The organism is Pseudoalteromonas sp. A3, from assembly GCF_025942345.1.
Taxonomy (GTDB): Bacteria; Pseudomonadota; Gammaproteobacteria; order Enterobacterales; family Alteromonadaceae; genus Pseudoalteromonas; species Pseudoalteromonas atlantica.
The window spans coordinates 361,341-378,311 of sequence record NZ_JAPCKL010000001.1; the positions used below are offsets into that span (position 1 = coordinate 361,341).

Annotated in this window: 13 protein-coding genes; 10 read left to right on the plus strand and 3 right to left on the minus strand. The window is 40.8% G+C overall.

The window, feature by feature from the left end:
* Positions 1-104: 104 nt before the first annotated feature.
* Positions 105-1,316 carry a porin gene (locus OIZ54_RS01645; protein WP_264389517.1) on the minus strand — a complete coding sequence of 404 codons (1,212 nt, stop codon included), beginning with the start codon at positions 1,314-1,316 and terminating at the stop codon, positions 105-107.
* A gap of 636 nt (positions 1,317-1,952) precedes the next feature.
* Between OIZ54_RS01645 and OIZ54_RS01650 the strand changes: the two genes are divergently transcribed.
* The 5 genes from OIZ54_RS01650 (at position 1,953) to OIZ54_RS01670 (ending at position 9,217) form a co-directional block, all read left to right on the plus strand.
* Positions 1,953-3,542, plus strand: coding sequence for an ABC-F family ATPase (locus tag OIZ54_RS01650; protein ID WP_095206740.1), 1,590 nt, complete (start codon positions 1,953-1,955; stop codon positions 3,540-3,542).
* Between the two features lie 150 nt (positions 3,543-3,692).
* The gene (purE, locus tag OIZ54_RS01655) at positions 3,693-4,175 is read left to right on the plus strand and encodes a 5-(carboxyamino)imidazole ribonucleotide mutase (RefSeq protein ID WP_024033606.1); all 483 of its coding nucleotides are present in this window, start codon (positions 3,693-3,695) and stop codon (positions 4,173-4,175) included.
* A gap of 2 nt (positions 4,176-4,177) precedes the next feature.
* Positions 4,178-5,329 (plus strand): 5-(carboxyamino)imidazole ribonucleotide synthase, encoded by a 1,152-nt coding sequence (locus OIZ54_RS01660; RefSeq protein ID WP_264389518.1) that lies wholly within the window; start codon positions 4,178-4,180, stop codon positions 5,327-5,329.
* Positions 5,330-5,444: 115 nt separating this feature from the next.
* The gene (locus OIZ54_RS01665; protein ID WP_096739644.1) at positions 5,445-6,608 is read left to right on the plus strand and encodes an endonuclease/exonuclease/phosphatase family protein; all 1,164 of its coding nucleotides are present in this window, start codon (positions 5,445-5,447) and stop codon (positions 6,606-6,608) included.
* 104 nt (positions 6,609-6,712) lie between these two features.
* Entirely contained in the window at positions 6,713-9,217 is a 2,505-nt protein-coding gene (locus tag OIZ54_RS01670) for a prolyl oligopeptidase family serine peptidase (protein ID WP_264389519.1), read from the plus strand.
* Positions 9,218-9,287: 70 nt separating this feature from the next.
* Here OIZ54_RS01670 and rrtA read toward each other — a convergent pair whose 3' ends face one another.
* Entirely contained in the window at positions 9,288-9,872 is a 585-nt protein-coding gene (rrtA, locus tag OIZ54_RS01675; protein ID WP_264389520.1) for a rhombosortase, read from the minus strand.
* Between the two features lie 97 nt (positions 9,873-9,969).
* On the opposite strand from rrtA, the gene ggt reads away from it, so the two are divergent.
* The 3 genes from ggt to OIZ54_RS01690 all read left to right on the plus strand — a co-directional run bounded on the left by ggt (position 9,970) and on the right by OIZ54_RS01690 (position 14,466).
* A complete protein-coding gene (gene ggt / locus OIZ54_RS01680; protein WP_264389521.1) occupies positions 9,970-11,748 on the plus strand; it encodes a gamma-glutamyltransferase in 1,779 nt (592 codons plus the stop codon).
* 142 nt (positions 11,749-11,890) lie between these two features.
* Positions 11,891-13,585, plus strand: a complete 1,695-nt coding sequence (locus OIZ54_RS01685; protein ID WP_004586602.1) for an NAD-dependent malic enzyme — start codon at positions 11,891-11,893, stop codon at positions 13,583-13,585.
* Positions 13,586-13,737: 152 nt separating this feature from the next.
* Complete coding sequence (locus tag OIZ54_RS01690; protein WP_054982514.1) at positions 13,738-14,466, plus strand: SIMPL domain-containing protein; 729 nt, start codon at positions 13,738-13,740, stop codon at positions 14,464-14,466.
* Here the strand turns inward: OIZ54_RS01690 and OIZ54_RS01695 are convergent.
* On the minus strand, positions 14,456-15,814 hold the full coding sequence (locus OIZ54_RS01695) for a DUF2254 domain-containing protein (protein ID WP_055253583.1): 1,359 nt from the start codon (positions 15,812-15,814) through the stop codon (positions 14,456-14,458). The genes OIZ54_RS01690 and OIZ54_RS01695 overlap by 11 nt on opposite strands.
* Before the next feature lie 118 nt (positions 15,815-15,932).
* Here OIZ54_RS01695 and OIZ54_RS01700 point away from each other — a divergent pair, with 118 nt between their 5' ends.
* Together OIZ54_RS01700 and OIZ54_RS01705 are read left to right on the plus strand one after the other, a co-directional pair.
* Entirely contained in the window at positions 15,933-16,307 is a 375-nt protein-coding gene (locus OIZ54_RS01700; protein ID WP_054982679.1) for an MAPEG family protein, read from the plus strand.
* Between the two features lie 11 nt (positions 16,308-16,318).
* Positions 16,319-16,948 carry a sulfotransferase gene (locus OIZ54_RS01705; RefSeq protein ID WP_264389522.1) on the plus strand — a complete coding sequence of 210 codons (630 nt, stop codon included), beginning with the start codon at positions 16,319-16,321 and terminating at the stop codon, positions 16,946-16,948.
* Positions 16,949-16,971: the final 23 nt, after the last annotated feature.

Sequence of the window (16,971 nt, forward strand, 5' to 3'; positions counted from 1 at the left end):
GCGATTGTTAACGCATTCAAACATTTAATTTTTTTCATCATTTAACGTTTAAAATAAAAAAGCCCAGCATATAGCTGGGCTTTGTGTGTTGTTATGGTGGGAAATTAAAACTTGTATCTAAAACCAAATGCAATCCCGTCGTCTTCTGAGGCTTCCATTTGCGATTGCTGGTCTTTGTCATCACTTTCAAAGTCGCTAAAATCTTTACGGGCTTCAGCGTAGGCAATGGTGTTTTCGTCAATTAAGTAATGAACACCAATCACAGCAAATTGACGTTTGAATACATCATTAGGATCGGTATTAAAGTTAGGTTGAATAACGTAATCGTCACCGGCATCTAAAATGTTATAAGCCACAAAAGGGCGCACATCGTTATCAAAACGGTACGACATAAAGGTTTCTACACCAATAGAGTCTTTAATTAAGCGCCCTAGGTTATCGGTATCGTGGTTTTCGCTTTTATTTATGTTAGCGGCAACGTATAAACCTAGTTTTTCAATGCTGCCCCACATTACACCCGCACCAAAAATTAAGTCTTCAACGGTTTGTGTTGTGCCATCGCCATACGTTACATCAAATTCACCACGGTTTACGCCTGCTGTTAACGTTAGCATGTCGGTTGCGTTATAAGTTACAGAACCACCAAAGGTGTAGTTAAACTCTACTTCTTGAGCTGCGCTGTCGCCATCATTCCACAGGGCTTCACACGCTTCTTCAGAAATATCATCAACATCACAGGTATAAAATTCGCTGTTTTTAAGTTGCGCTTGAACTGCAAAGCTAAAGTCGTTGTAGCTATTACGGTATTGAATTAGTTTATCACCACGGCCAGTACCATTTACAGCACCGTCGTCTTTGTTGTATGTGTAAACACCCGCAGCATTACCATCCCATACAAAGCTGTTATTGGTGCCATAAACTACGTCGTACCACGCACCCCATTGTTTACCAATGGTAATTTGTCCGTACTTTTCGTGCGAAAGGCCAGCATAACCTAAACGGTTATATAAAAACTCATCTTGAATAGATTCAAAGCGGTTATTGTAAATAATATCGCTACTACCAACAGGGTTTACACCCCATTCAACTAGCGCCAGTGCCGACCAGTCTTTTTTAAGTTGGCGAGTAAAGCCAAAGTTTATACGCGATGTACCATTTACCACTTCGGTTTGGTTTTGCGTATTAATAACGCGCACATCAAGGTAACCACCTACTTTAATAGTGTTCTTTTCATCCTTATAGAGCTCTACTGCTGAAGCAGCTGGCGCAACTACTATGCTTGTTCCTAATAGTAGGGTTACAAAGTTTTTAATCATTTGTGATGCCTTGTGTGTATTAACTTTAAAAAGTGACATTAAATTTAGAAGGAATGAAGACTAGCAAAGCCCTAATGGGCTCAAAAGTGAAAAATAATCAATGAAATTAGCGCCAAAAATGAATAAATATTCACTGGAGGTTAATGGTGTTTTTTATCTGTTAAGGGATATGTTTTTTTTGATTAAAAACTACGTAAATAGTGCTGAAAATAGCGCAAGTAAGTGGGTTTTAAATTGAGTTTTTTTCATGTTGGATAAAAATAAAACGCTAGTGCAAAAACTCTAAAAAGCATTTTATATCATAAATATATACCCAGTTATCTGTTTTTTAAAATGCTTTGCGATAAACAATCGACTTATTAAGTTAAGCGGGTTTATTAATGACAATTTAAACCCTGATATGGCGCACAAATCGCGCTATTATTTTTAGCTAAGCGCATTTTTTAGTTGAATAAGCATTCACTGGCTTAATCGCGTTTTTAGGCACTATTTGTTAGGCATTAATTTACGCCTTTAATGAGTGGAATAGGGCATAGTTCATACGCTTTCAACCTTAAACTTTCATAGAAAAAAAGCTGTATTTAGTTTAAACTGCGCGCAATTTAAATACATCATGTCCCCTTGGAGGGTAGCGCTATTATTAGTACAGCTAACATCACCATGCAATTTGGTGCTAAACCGTTATTTGAAAACATATCTGCAAAGTTTGGCGAAGGAAACCGTTATGGTTTAATTGGTGCAAACGGCTGTGGTAAATCTACATTTATGAAAATCCTAAGTGGCGAACTTGAGCCCTCTGCAGGTAACGTAAGTACAGATCCAAATGAACGTGTGGCTAAACTAAACCAAGACCAGTTTGCTTACGAAGAATACTCTGTAATTGATACTGTCATCATGGGCCATAAAGAATTATGGGATATTAAACAAGAGCGCGATCGCATTTACTCATTACCAGAGATGAGTGAAGAAGACGGCATGAAAGTAGCCGATTTAGAAACTGAGTTTGCCGAAATGGACGGCTATTCAGCTGAGTCTAAAGCGGGTGAGCTTTTATTAGGGGTTGGTATTTCGACAGAGCAGCATTACGGCCCAATGTCTGAAATAGCACCCGGTTTTAAACTACGTGTGTTACTTGCGCAAGTACTGTTTTCTGACCCTGATATTATGCTACTAGATGAGCCAACCAATAACTTGGACATTTACACCATTAAATGGTTAGAAGATGTGCTTAATCAACGCGACTGCACCATGATCATCATCTCGCATGACCGTCACTTTTTAAACTCAGTATGTACGCACATGGCCGATATTGATTACGGCGAGCTTCGTATTTACCCAGGTAACTACGATGAGTACATGTTTGCAGCAACACAAGCACGTGAGCGCCTATTAAGTGAAAACGCGAAAAAGAAAAGTCAAATTGCTGAACTACAACAGTTTGTATCGCGCTTTTCTGCAAACGCGTCAAAGGCTAAACAAGCAACGTCACGTGCAAAACGTATTGATAAAATTCAGCTAGAAGAAGTAAAAGCCTCTTCTCGCCAATCGCCGTTTATTCGCTTTGAGCAAGAAAAACAGCTATTTCGTAATGCATTAGAAATGACCAACCTAAGCCAAGGTTTTGAAGACAATACGCTATTTTCAAATTTAGAAGGCTTAGTAGAAGTAGGCGAGCGCATTGCTATTATCGGTGAAAACGGTGTAGGTAAAACAACATTACTTAATACTCTTGCTGGGCGTTTAGCACCTAAGTCGGGCGAGTTTAAGTGGTCTGAAAATGCCAATATTGGTTACTACGCGCAAGATCATGCTGACGAGTTTGAAAAAGACATGAACTTGTTTGAGTGGATGGAGCAATGGCAACAAGAAGGCGACGACGAGCAAGTAGTTCGTGGCTTTTTAGGACGCATGTTGTTTTCGCAAAACGATATTAAAAAGTCTGTAAAGGTTATTTCAGGTGGTGAACAAGGCCGTATGTTATTTGGTAAAATTATGATGCATAAACCAAATATACTGTTAATGGATGAGCCAACAAACCACATGGATATGGAGTCTATCGAGGCGTTAAACCTTGCATTAGAAGCGTACGAAGGCACATTATTGTTTGTATCGCACGATCGCCAGTTTGTATCATCGGTTGCTACCCGCATTTGGGAGATAAAAGACGGCAAGGTGATTGACTTTAGAGGCAACTACAGCGAATACCTAGCAAGCAAAGAAGTATAAGCACTTTGTAACTGCAACCCTTTAAAAGCCATGTTTAAACGTGGCTTTTTTTGTTTTTGTGAGTCGCAATTAAACTTGGTTTGGGTATAATACCCGCCTAAAACCGGACATAAGTCCGCTATTTTTAAAATACATTACTGAGGAGTATTTATGACTGTTGGCATTATTATGGGTTCTAAATCAGATTGGCCAACCATGGAACACGCAGCGCTCATGCTCGAAAAATTTGGTATTGAGTACGAAACAAAAGTGGTCTCTGCGCACCGCACTCCTCAACTTCTTGCAGATTATGCAAATTCAGCCGCAGATCGTGGCATAAAAGTGATTATAGCTGGCGCCGGTGGTGCTGCGCATTTACCGGGTATGGCAGCGGCATTTACATCTCTTCCTGTGCTTGGTGTACCGGTTAAATCTAAAGCCTTAAACGGAGTAGATTCATTGTTATCTATTTGCCAAATGCCAAAAGGCGTAGCCGTGGGTACACTAGCAATTGGTGAGCCAGGCGCTGCTAACGCAGGTTTACTTGCTGCACAAATTTTAGGGTGCCAAAACCCAGAAATTTTTGCAAAAATTGAAGCATTTCGTAAAGAGCAAACCGAGACTATTTTAGCTAACCCTAATCCTGCAGAGTAAAAATGAAAATTTTAATTTTAGGTGCCGGCCAACTTGCACGAATGATGAGCCTAGCAGGCGCCCCCCTTAATTTAAATGTGGTCGCGTACGATGTAGGCAGCCAAAAAATAATGCATCCGCTAACCGGTGAAATTTACACAACCACACTTGAGCAGGCAATTAGTGACGCTGATGCGATTACCGCAGAGTTTGAGCATATCCCCGATGATGTACTTACACTGTGCTGCAACAGTAATAAATTTTACCCAGGGAAAGCTGCCATAAAAACCGGTGGCGACCGCGCATTAGAAAAAGCGCTACTAGATAAAACAAACGTAGCATGTGCGCCGTATCAACTGATCACAGAAAAAGCGCATTTAGAATTAGCGGTTAAAACCCTAGGTAAACCGCTGGTTATTAAAACGTGCCAAGCAGGGTACGATGGTAAAGGGCAGTGGCGTTTAAAATCAGATGACCAAATAGAGCAAATTTGGTCGGAAATGGCTGATTTTATTGCCTCTGGCACACAGGATGCGCCACACAGCATTATTGCTGAAAAAATGATCCCGTTTGACCGTGAAGTCTCTATTATTGGTGCACGCGATAAGCAAGGTAATGTGGCTATTTACCCAATTACTGAAAACGAGCACACCAACGGTGTGCTTACTTTGTCGATTGCAGGTAAAAATAACACGCTGGTTGAGCAGCAGGCCCATAGTGCATTTACAAAAATTGCCAACGAGCTTAATTATGTTGGCGTACTTGCCATTGAGTTTTTTGATGTAAACGGTACTTTACTGGTTAACGAAATTGCGCCGCGAGTTCATAACTCAGGGCACTGGACACAGCAAGGCTGCCATTGTTCGCAGTTCGAAAACCACATGCGAGCTGTAGCGGGTTTACCACTAGGTAGTACAGAGCTTAAGCATATTACCGCTATGGTTAATGTGCTAGGCCAAAAATGTATTCCTACCGAGGTTTTAACAGTCAGTGATGTAACCAGCCACTGGTACGGAAAAACGGCAAAACCTGGACGTAAAATGGGGCATATTAATGTATCTGCAGATAACATTAATAACCTTGCCGATAAGCTTGGGCAACTTACCGATTACCTACCTGAGCAAGCGTATCCCGGCATTTTAAAAGCCGCTACTGCACTTATGCTAAGTGAGTAAAGGCTGTAATTAACTTATTAAATACCGGCTTAAGCCGGTATTTTTTTGTCATAAAAATAGGTATTAATTGTGTAATACTGGTAAAGTCTATTTTTTAATTTTTTGAAGTAAAAAAATGAAACTAAACATACTTTATGGCGCATTAGCCATTGCCGCTTCATTTAGTTTAAATGCTACAGCCAGCCAAAGCCTTCGTATTGCCACCTTTAATGTGAGTATGGATGCAACTAATCACACGCCAAAAGGCGAGCAAGTTAACCCCGATGCGCTAGTTAATGCACTAAAATCAAACCACCAGCAAATAAAAAATATAGCCGAAATAATTCAGCGTGTTCGCCCTGACATTATTTTATTAAACGAGTTTGACTACGTACCCAAAGCGCAAGGTATAGATTATTTTAAACGCCAGTTTTTAAATGTAAGCCAAAATAAACAAGCCCCCATTGATTACCCATACAGTTTTATTGCCCCTGTAAATACAGGCCTTGCTACTGAGTTTGACCTTGATAACAACGGTAAAAAAACCGCTGTAATGGGCGATGCGCAAGGTTTTGGTTTTTTTGAAGGGCATTACGCAATGGCTATTTTATCTAAATACCCCATTAACCTTGAGAAACTGCGCACGCTTCAAACGTTTAAATATAAAGATATGCCTAATGCGCAAATGCCAATAGACCCAAAAACAAAAGAGAATTGGTATAACACGCAAGAATGGCAAGCGCTTAGGCTTAGCTCAAAATCGTTTTGGGATGTACCTGTTGTAGTAAACAATAAAACAGTGCATGTACTTGCCTCGCACCCAACACCGCCGGTGTTTGATGGTGACGAAGACAGAAACGGCAAACGTAATCATGATGAAGTTAGGTTAATTGCCGATTATGTTGCTAATAAAGCCTATATTTACGACGATAACGGCCAAAAAGGCGGATTAAAAGCAAACTCGCGGTTTGTTATTTTAGGTGACTTAAACGCCGCGCCTGAAGGGGATAAAGCACGGGTTGAAACCACCAATCAAATTTTAAATAACCCACTTATAAATTCACAATTTATACCGCAAAGCGCCGGTGCTAAAGAGCAATACCCGCAGCCATACGCAAAGCACTTTACCGCTAATTGGCAGGCGCGTGTAGATTATGTTTTACCCTCTACCTATGGGTTTAAAATACACGATGGCGGGGTGTTTTGGCCCACTAAAAACAGCGAGCAATATAGATTAATAAAAGATAGAAACGCATCGAGCGATCACCGATTGGTGTGGCTCGATTTGCTAATAGAGTAAACTCAGCTTTACCGTGAAAATGTGTTATTTATCTTAAAAAATTGCAATAACTCAAGTGCTTCTGCTTAAATACGGCTCAATTATAATAACCGTATAGAAGCACTATGATTTTTAACCTATCGTCATCAAAAACATTAGTAGCGCTTGCTGTAACCTCTAGCATTATGCTTGCAGGTTGTAGTGCTACCGCTAATACCTCTTCATCACAGCAAAGCGCTTTACCAGCAACTCCCGTTGCTGCGGTTGTAAACACACCTGCTGATACTGGCTCGCAAAATATTACGCTAGAACAAGCCATGGCAAATCCTGATTGGATAGGCAACCAGCCTAAAAATGCGTACTGGGCAAGTGATTCAGCCACCATTATTTATGCTCAAAAGCAGCAAGGCAGTAACCTAAACGATATTTATAGCCAGCCAATTAACAGCAAAAAAGCGATGCAAGTTTCACTTGATAAACTGCATACTGTAGGTGCTTCTAAAGCGGTTTATTCATCAGATAGAACACTTCAAGCTTATACCTTTAAAGGCAATGTATTTGTTAAAAACCTAACAACGGGTGAACTTAAACAAATAACAGCCACCTCAGCTAATGAGTCTAAACCACAGTTTTTAAACAATGGCGATTTAGTTTACCGCCAAGGTAATGTGTTTTTTAAAGTTGATTTAAAAACAGGGTTAAGTACAGAGCTTGCTAACTTAAAATTGGCCGATGAGCCAAAAGGCTTACAAGAGCCAACTAGTTACATTGCAAAAGAGCAGCATAAACTGATTGAGTTTGTGGCGCTGCAACATAAAAATAAACAGGATACACAAACACGCAATGAACAAATAAACGCGCAAAATAGCTCCATTGCTAACACCGCTTTTTATTTAGGTGATGGCAATGTAATTAAAGAAGCGCAACTATCGCCAAACGGTGATGCTTTAATTGTTGTGCTGCAAAAGCAGCAATCGTGGCGTGATAAAGGCGATATTATGCCTAACTACATCACCGATGATGCCACTATTGAGCCTAAAAAAGTGCGCCGTCGTGTGGCTGATGCAAAAGAGCAAACATCATCGGTGATACACATTAACCTTGTAGATAAAACACAAACGCCACTGAGCTTTGATACGCTACCGGGCTTTGATGAAGATGTTTTAGCCGAGGTTAAAAAAGAAAACTACGCGCGTGATGGTAAAACATATAAATCTAAAAAAGCGCCACGCGGTATTAACTTAATTACTAATTGGGGTTTAAACCAAGCTCCCATAGTGTGGAACGATGACGGCACGCAAGTTGCCATTATGCTAGAGGCGTGGGATAACAAAGACCGCTGGATAGCCACAATCGACTTTGATAAAAACGAGCTTGTGTCGCAGCACCGCCTACATGATGATGCTTGGATAGCTTACGCGTTTAACAATTTTGGCTGGTTACATAATTCAGACACCCTGTATTACTTATCAGAAGAATCGGGCTATAGTCAGCTTTACAAAAAACCGCTTAACGGCAAAGCAACCGCTTTAACTAGTGGCCAGTTTGAAGTATCGGACATTACGTTAACTCATGATAATAGCGCTATTTATTACAAGGCAAACGTAGAGCACCCAGGCCTTTACGAAATTTACCGTGTTAACCCACAAACAGGTAAAAACGAGCAAGTGACAGACCTTAACGGTATGACCGACTACACGTTAAGCCCAGACGAAAGTAAATTACTGCTTAAGCACTCTAAAATAACAATGCCAACAGAGCTTTTTGTTGCCGATGCTAAAGCTAACACCACAGCTACACAGCTCACCCATACAGTGTCGGATGAATTTTTAGCTAAAAAGCTCACCGCACCTAAAATTGTTGCCGTGCCATCTAGCCACACAGAGCAACCTATTTATGCCAAGGTGTATTACCCAAGTGACTATGTAGAAGGTGAAACAGGCAAAACTCGTAAAGCGGTTATTTTTAACCACGGAGCAGGGTACTTACAAAACTCACACATGGGTTGGTCTGTGTATTTTCGTGAGTTTATGTTTCATTCATTACTTGCCGATGAAGGTTACATAGTGATGGATATGGATTACCGCGCTTCTAAAGGTTATGGCCGCGATTGGCGTACTGCGATTTATCGCCAAATGGGCACACCTGAAACGCAAGATTTAGCAGATGGCGTTAAATGGATGGCGCAAAACGCAAATGTTGATACCAACGCAGTAGGCACATACGGTGGCTCATACGGCGGGTTTATGACCTTTATGGCGCTATTTACTGCCCCTGAGCTATTTCAATCGGGGGCAGCACTTCGTCCAGTAACCGATTGGGCGCATTACAACACCGCTTACACGGCTAATATTTTAAATCACCCAGATGTAGATCCCATAGCGTATGAGCGCAGCTCGCCAATTTATTACGCTGAGGGCTTAAACAAGCGCTTATTAATTAACGCACCTATGGTTGACGATAACGTGTTTTTTCAAGACTCAGTACGTTTAGTGCAGCGATTAATTGAACTTGAAAAACAAAACTTTGAAACGGCCATCTTCCCGGTAGAGCCGCATGGCTTTGTACAGCCATCAAGCTGGTTAGATGAATACCGCCGTATTCATAAATTATTTAAAGAAACACTTTAATCTTAAATTAAAGTGTAAAAACAAAAACGCCGCGTTAACTAACGCGGCGTTTTTATTAATATTGAAAAGCTTAATCGCTATTTTTTAAGTATTTAATTGCTAAAGGTATGCCAAACAATGTGCCGCCCACCGCGCCAATTAAGTGCGCATCAATGGCAACGGTTGAATCAATTAATTGGCCAATACTTGCATCGGGGCCGTTTACTTGCTCCATTATTATTTTTATCCACACGCCTATAAATAATAAATAACCCGATTTAAGCGACAGGGTAATGTCTTTTACCGCTCCCCAAATAATGACACCATGTAATAGGGCGCTTAACCCCGTGTAAATAGATATAGCAGGGCAAAACCATAATACGCCGAGCCCACACCACAGTGCTAAAAAAAACACATTAAAGGCATAACGCGCAGGCGACGTGTATTCGCCATGCAGCAACCAAATTAAAAATATGCCTAATGCATTTAATCCTAAATGCGCCCAGTTAGCGTGTACGAATTGACTGGTAAACACTCGCCAAACTTCGCCGTTTTCAATGAGTGCTCGGTTAAATTCAAGTAAATTATTTAAATCAAATGCAGCAAAAACAATACTAAAAAGCATCAAAAATAATGGCGGAAGTAAATAACGAGGTTGTAGCGGTAAATTAAGCATTTTATTATGTTTTTTTAGTCAAAATTTTTGCATATTGTGCCCGTTTAACTTTAAGATGCCAAATACAACTACGTAATTAAGTGTTTTTAGTATTTTTATGCATTTTAAACTTAAGTCATTATTTACTATTGGTTTGTTTGCAGTAACGCTGCCAACAATAGCAAAAGAACCTGCAAAATTAGAAATTCGTGAGCCAGAAGCCACCACCTCAATTGTACAAAAACAATTAGTAACTGGTGATCAATACATGGTGGCCGCGGCTAACCCGTATGCCTCACAAGCTGGACAACAGATTTTAGCTAAAGGCGGAAGCGCGGTAGATGCGGCAATTGCAACGCAATTAGTGCTTACCTTAGTTGAGCCACAATCATCGGGCATTGGTGGTGGTACATTTATGATGTACTACAACAAAGCTGATAACCTACTTACAAGCTTTGATGGCCGTGAAACCGCGCCACAAAATGCTGACGAAAACCTTTTTTTAGATAAACACGGTAAAGCCGTTAAGTGGATTGAAGCAGTTGTTGGCGGTCGCTCTGTGGGTGTGCCAGGTATTTTGCACGCCTTTGCAAGTGCGCATCAACAATACGGTAAACTTGCGTGGAGCGAGTTATTTAAACCCGCTATTAAACTTGCCGAGCAGGGCTTTGAGGTATCGCCACGTTTACACGGTTTATTGGCACGCCAATTAAACCCAGGTGTAATGAGTATGCCGGTGATTAACGAGTACTTTTACCCTAATGGCGAATTAATTAAAGCTGGTACGATTAAAAAAAATCAGCCCTTAGCTAATTTATACAAAGACATTGCTAAACAAGGCATTGATGCATTTTATAAAGGCGATAACGCTAAGCAAATGGTAAGCGCAGTGCAAAATTCAAAAATTGCACCGGGTACATTAAGCGAATCAGACCTGGCTAATTACAAAAGCAAGCAACGCGACGCAGTATGTATTAAATACCGTACTTATAATGTGTGCTCTATGGCCCCACCGAGCAGTGGTGGTGTAGCGGTATTACAAATTTTGGGCTTGCTTGAACACAAAGACATGAGCGCGCTTAAACCTAATAGCGAAGAGGCAATTCATTACTTTAGCCAAGCCTCACGCATAGCATTTTCCGATCGTAATATGTACATGGGTGACCCAGATTTTACACAAGTGCCTACCAAAGAGCTGTTAAATAAAAAGTACATTGCATCGCGCGCCAAGCTTATTACTGAGCAAGACACAAAAGCAGTAGCAGGTAACCCGGTAGGCTATTTAAGCTACGCAAAAGATGATTCTTTTGAACTGCCATCAACATCGCATGTATCCATTGTAGATAGCTTTGGTAATGCCGTATCAATGACCAGTTCAATTGAAATGGCATTTGGCTCAACTGTGATGGTTAATGGCTTTATTTTAAATAACCAATTAACCGATTTTGCGCTTTCGCCACGTATTGACGGCAAATTAGTAGCTAACCGCGTTGAGGCGGGCAAACGCCCACGCAGCTCTATGTCGCCAGTAATGGTGTTTAACAACGACGGCAGCTTACGCTTAGTGGTTGGCTCGCCAGGTGGCAGCCGTATCATTGATTATGTAGCGCAAGTGGTTATTGGTGTACTAGATTGGAATTTATCGGCGCAAGAGGCGATTAACCTGCCAAGAACAACCAATCGTAACGATTACACGAGCCTTGAAAAAGGCACCGCGCTTGAAGCCATAGCCCCACAATTAACTAAACGCGGCCATGCGGTACGCGTACTTGATTTAAACTCTGGCTTACATGCCGTAGAGGTTAAAAACAATAAATTGTATGGCGGTGCCGATCCGCGCCGTGAAGGGGTTGCTTTGTCGGATTTAACTGACAAAAACGCCACTATCAAATTTTAATTTATGTATAATAGCCATGCAGGCAGTGAAGCCTGCATGTGTTTTCTCTCAATGGTCTGACAAGCTTAATTGTCATTGCAATTTAACCTTTTACAATGATAATGGCAGATCATAACTTAAGACTCCGTTAAAGCCTGGAAATATGACAACTAATACTGATCCTAACTACCTTTATATTCCTTACTCTGGCCCTGGCCTAATTGAAACTCCGCTTTTAAACAAAGGCAGCGCGTTTAGTAAAAAAGAACGCGAAAACTTCAACCTTGCGGGTTTGCTTCCTCCACGTTTTGAAACAATTGAAGAGCAGGTTGAGCGTTGTTATCAGCAGTATTCAAGCTTTAACGATAACTTAAACAAGCATATTTACTTGCGTGCCATTCAAGATAACAACGAAACACTTTACTACCGTTTAGTGCGTGATCATCTTGAAGAAATGATGCCAATTATTTACACGCCAACGGTTGGTGATGCCTGTGAAAAATTCTCAGATATTTACCGCAGTGCACGTGGCTTATTTATTTCGTACGAAGATCGCTATCAAATTGACGACATTCTACGTAACGCCACCAAAGGCAAAGTAAAAGTAATTGTGGTTACCGATGGCGAACGTATTTTAGGCCTAGGCGATCAGGGTATTGGTGGCATGGGTATTCCTATTGGTAAATTATCACTTTACACAGCGTGTGGTGGTATTAGCCCAGCGTACACATTACCTGTAATGCTTGATGTAGGTACTAACAACGAAAAACTGCTAAATGACCCTATGTACATGGGCGCGCGTCATAAGCGTATTGCGCAAGATGAATACGATGAGTTTTTAGACTTGTTCATTAAAGCAGTTAAACGTCGCTGGCCAAATGTATTACTGCAGTTTGAAGATTTTGCACAGCCAAACGCTATGCCTTTACTTAAACGCTACCGTAACGAAATCTGTAGCTTTAATGATGACATTCAAGGTACTGCAGCGGTAACTGTAGGCTCTTTATTAGCTGCGTGTCGTGTTAAAGGCTCAACCCTTAGCGAGCAAAAAGTGGTATTTGTTGGCGCAGGCTCAGCCGGTTGTGGTATCGCCGAGCAAATTATTAGCCAAATGGTGTTTGAAGGTATTAGCGAAGCACAAGCGCGTAGCCAAGTATTTATGGTTGACCGTTTTGGCCTACTCACTGAAGGCATGGAAGGCTTACGCGATTTCCAACAAGCACTAGCGCAACCACAAGCTGCATTAAGCGAGTGGACCTACAGCGGCGAATACGCTTCATTGTTAGATGTAATGCACTGTGCAGCACCTGATATTTTAATTGGTGTATCGGGTCAACCGGGTTTATTTACCGAGCAAGTTATCCGCGCTATGCACTCAGGCTGTGAGCAGCCGATTATTTTCCCATTAAGTAATCCATCTAAGCAGGTTGAAGCACACCCAGCAGATGTTATTAAATGGACTGAAGGTAAAGCACTTGTAGCAACGGGTAGCCCGTTTGAGCCAGTAGAATTTAATGGTGAAGTGTTCCCAATCCCACAATGTAACAACAGTTATATTTTCCCAGGTATTGGCCTAGGTGTAATTGCAGCAAAAGCAACACGCATTACCGATGCAATGTTGAGTATGTCGAGCGAAATGCTTGCTGAGTCATCACCCCGTGCAAACACCGGTAAAGGCAGCTTATTACCTGCACTGACTGAAATTGAAACATTAAGTAAGCGTATTGCATTTGCAGTGGCTAAAAAAGCAATTGAAGAGGGTGTAGCTCTTGAGATTAGCGATGATGCACTGTGGGCTGCTATTGATAGAAATTACTGGTTACCTAAATACCGTAACTACAAACGTTGCAGCATTTAATTACGCTGAGTAACGTAAAGTAAATAAGGCTGTACATTGCGTTACAGCCAGTTACAAAAAACAGGCAATTGCCTGTTTTTTTGTGCTTGTTCATTTATTGTTAACCACGTAGGCTCTTTAATGGTGACAACAAAAATACAATGGATAATGCAATGAAAACACACATTCTGTTATTAAGTAGCGCAATTGCCTTAAGTACCTTGAGCCTTGATGCGCATGCAAACTCAACACCTAACGCTCCTCATATTTATGTTAAAGGTGAAGCAACCGTAACCACTATGCCTGACTACGTACAATTAAGCGTAGGCATTGTAGAAATAGATAAAGACCTAATTGATGCTAAAAACAAGGCCGATAAAACCATGGCCAAAGCGATCAAATTAGTAAAAGAGCTTGGCATTAAAGACGGTAATATTAATGCAGGGCATATTTCTATAAATCGCGAAAGCCAATACAACAGAAGCTCTGGCGAGCAAGAATTTAAAGGCTTTAGAGTGTCGCGCACGTTAAGCGTTAAACTCTCGCAAATCGAAAAATACCCTCAGCTGTTACAAAACCTAGTAAATAACGGCATTAACCAAATAAATCAAACTCAATTTTTAGCGAGCAACTATGAAGAGCTACACAAACAGGCGCAAAAACTGGCCATTCAAGATGCCCGTAAAGCCGCTAAAGAACTAAGTGCCGATTACGGCGTTGAGCTTAAAGGGTTATATACGGCATCGCTAAGCCCAATGAACGTACCTGCTCAGCCTTATGCACGCTCAGAAAAAACCATGATGGTAGCAGATAGCGCACCCGGTAATTTTGTTCCTGATGCGTATCATGCTGGAGAAATTAAAGTAACAGCGTCTAGCTATGCGGTTTACTTTATTGACTAGTATGTTTGCAGGTAAAACGAGCCACTAGTTTATCCCCTTGTGGCTTGCTAATGCGGGCAATCGCGTTAAGCATGTTGGTAATTTCTTGTCTGTCGTATTCGTTACTTACATGCTCGTTTATGTCATCTACAATGGCATTTAAGTAATTAAATAGGCTGTTTCGGGCTGCATCATTGCCATGCGCTACAAACAATATATTTTTAAATGCCTCTAAAACGTTCGTCATTACATACGCATCGCCTTTTGCGTAATTACGCAGTGGCGTAAAGTTATCGTGCAGTAACTCATCAAAACTGGTTTCGTGTATAAAGAGTAACGGGGCGTTATCGCTGTGTTTAAACGAATAATTTGTATCGTTAAGCGACAGGCGCTCAATTAATAAAATACTCAGCATATCTATCGATTTAACCGCTGTACCAGGGTCATTAATACCTGGGCTCATTGCTTTAACGGCAATTTCTGAAATTTGCGTTAATCCATAACGGTAATGATCGCTAATGTACTCTTCTATATAAAAAATAAAGCAGTCTAAAATTTTTGCAATAAGTTCTTCGTTGTTAGAAATGTCTTTATCGCATTTTAAAAACGGATAGCCTTTAACGGTAAAGTAACCTTGGTTTACCGAGATATACACCCGAATATTTTCCTCGGCTAATATGGCGCATAACTTATCTGTATGCACCCCTTTGTAATAACCCTCGGTAGTGCTATTAACTGAGTGCCATTGTGTAAAATCAGGAAAGTCAGTGAACGGTTTTTCTGATTGCCTATCAACAATGGCTTTAATTTCGCGTTTAGTTTGGCTAAATAAACCGTTAAGTACATTATCTACTTGAATGGCTTTAGATATTGAATGTATAAAAAATACAAACAAGCCAAGCGATACTAAGCCAAACACCAATGACAGCAGCACCCCAAGCGATGGAATAGCGGTATCGCCACCTTCAAGCTTATTAATATTAATGAGCATAATAATTGAGTAAATTATGCTGCCTAAATAAAAGCCCAATACCATTTGATGCGACTTACGGGTAATAAGCCCAGGTACAACCCGCGGAGATAAACTGGCGCTGGCCGAATTTAAAACCACCATCACCATAGAAAAACTAAACACCGTAAGCGATATAATACTGCCTGCTAGCGTGCTTAAAATGGTGCGGGCATTTTCGGCGCTATCTACCAGCACAACAGATATAAACGCCTTGAGCTGCTCTACAGGCGCTATGTATTCAAGCGACATGGTAATTACAGCAAAAAGTAAAAAACCAACCGAAAGTACAGAAGGGTAAAAGCCAATGCTGTTGATCATTTCACGATAGCGGTCGGCTACTTTGCGAGGGACAAACATAAATTCCTTTAATTGCGTTATAAAATTCAACTAATACACACTGTAGCATAGTTACTAAGTAAACTTATGATTGTGCAAAACTATGTTATTATTGCCAAAAATAAAATAGGACAACACCGTGATAGTTTCTACGTATGCTGCGCTTTTAGCGTTTTATTATATTTACTTAAGTTTTAATGTGATCAAAGTGCGCCGCAGTGAACAAGTGTCGCTTGGCGATAACGGCAACCCTAAATTACAACGTGCTGTGCGTGCCCATGCTAATTTTATGGAATACGTACCCTTTGCGATTATTTTGCTTTTTTTAGCCGAATACCAAGGCCTTGCCAGCCATTATTGTAATATTTTAGGGGGGGCGTTATTAATAGGGCGCGTCTTTCACAATTTAGGCATTGTTGAAAACAACCTTAAGTATCGCCAAATTGGTACCATTGCCACCTTTTTAGTGATGGTTATTAGTGCCTTTTTGTTGCTTGTAACACGCAATAGTTAGTAATAGATGTTATGAGTAAAATATTTATAATAGGGCTTCCGCGTACTGGCACCACCAGTGTATGCCACGCATTTTTAGAGTTTGGCATTGCCACGGCGCACACTGCGTACACCTCGTATTGTTTTGAAAACGCCACAGCCATAGCCGATACCCCTGTGTTTAATGACTACCCAGCATTAGATAGCCATTACCCCGGCGCTAAATTTATATATTTAGCGCGTGAAAAAACACCCTGGATTGCCTCAATTAGGCAATTGCTGCTGCGAATGCATACTAATTTAACGCGCCCAGACGGTGGTTTTAATATTCATATAAAACGGTGTTACTTAACGACCTTTACTGACTTATCGATTGATAATATTAACCAAGATGATTATTTAGCAAAGTGCTACAACACACATTTAGCTAACGCGCGTGAGTATTTTAAGCACCGCAGTAACGACTACTTAGAAATTGATATAGCAAAGCCACAAAGTTTTGCCCAGCTTACTGCGTTTTTAGACATTAAAAGCGAGCGCACCGACTTTGAAAAAATGAACATAGGCGGCAAAGTGACCGCATGGAACGATATTAAACACCCGTTAAAAATTGACTCAACAGCAAAAGGGCGCATAGATAAGCATTTACCTTATATGCGTTAATTTTGCCCTGCGCTGCAAGATTT

What these genes read in the sequence shown, in the direction of transcription:
- OIZ54_RS01665 (WP_096739644.1), top strand. Translation starts at nt 5,445, where the DNA reads ATGAAACTAAACATACTTTATGGCGCATTAGCCATTGCCGCTTCATTT.
- OIZ54_RS01705 (WP_264389522.1), top strand. Translation starts at nt 16,319, where the DNA reads ATGAGTAAAATATTTATAATAGGGCTTCCGCGTACTGGCACCACCAGT.
- OIZ54_RS01685 (WP_004586602.1), top strand. Translation starts at nt 11,891, where the DNA reads ATGACAACTAATACTGATCCTAACTACCTTTATATTCCTTACTCTGGC.
- OIZ54_RS01670 (WP_264389519.1), top strand. Translation starts at nt 6,713, where the DNA reads ATGATTTTTAACCTATCGTCATCAAAAACATTAGTAGCGCTTGCTGTA.
- OIZ54_RS01660 (WP_264389518.1), top strand. Translation starts at nt 4,178, where the DNA reads ATGAAAATTTTAATTTTAGGTGCCGGCCAACTTGCACGAATGATGAGC.
- OIZ54_RS01695 (WP_055253583.1), bottom strand. Translation starts at nt 15,814, where the DNA reads ATGTTTGTCCCTCGCAAAGTAGCCGACCGCTATCGTGAAATGATCAAC.
- purE (WP_024033606.1), top strand. Translation starts at nt 3,693, where the DNA reads ATGACTGTTGGCATTATTATGGGTTCTAAATCAGATTGGCCAACCATG.
- rrtA (WP_264389520.1), bottom strand. Translation starts at nt 9,872, where the DNA reads ATGCTTAATTTACCGCTACAACCTCGTTATTTACTTCCGCCATTATTT.
- ggt (WP_264389521.1), top strand. Translation starts at nt 9,970, where the DNA reads ATGCATTTTAAACTTAAGTCATTATTTACTATTGGTTTGTTTGCAGTA.
- OIZ54_RS01690 (WP_054982514.1), top strand. Translation starts at nt 13,738, where the DNA reads ATGAAAACACACATTCTGTTATTAAGTAGCGCAATTGCCTTAAGTACC.
- OIZ54_RS01645 (WP_264389517.1), bottom strand. Translation starts at nt 1,316, where the DNA reads ATGATTAAAAACTTTGTAACCCTACTATTAGGAACAAGCATAGTAGTT.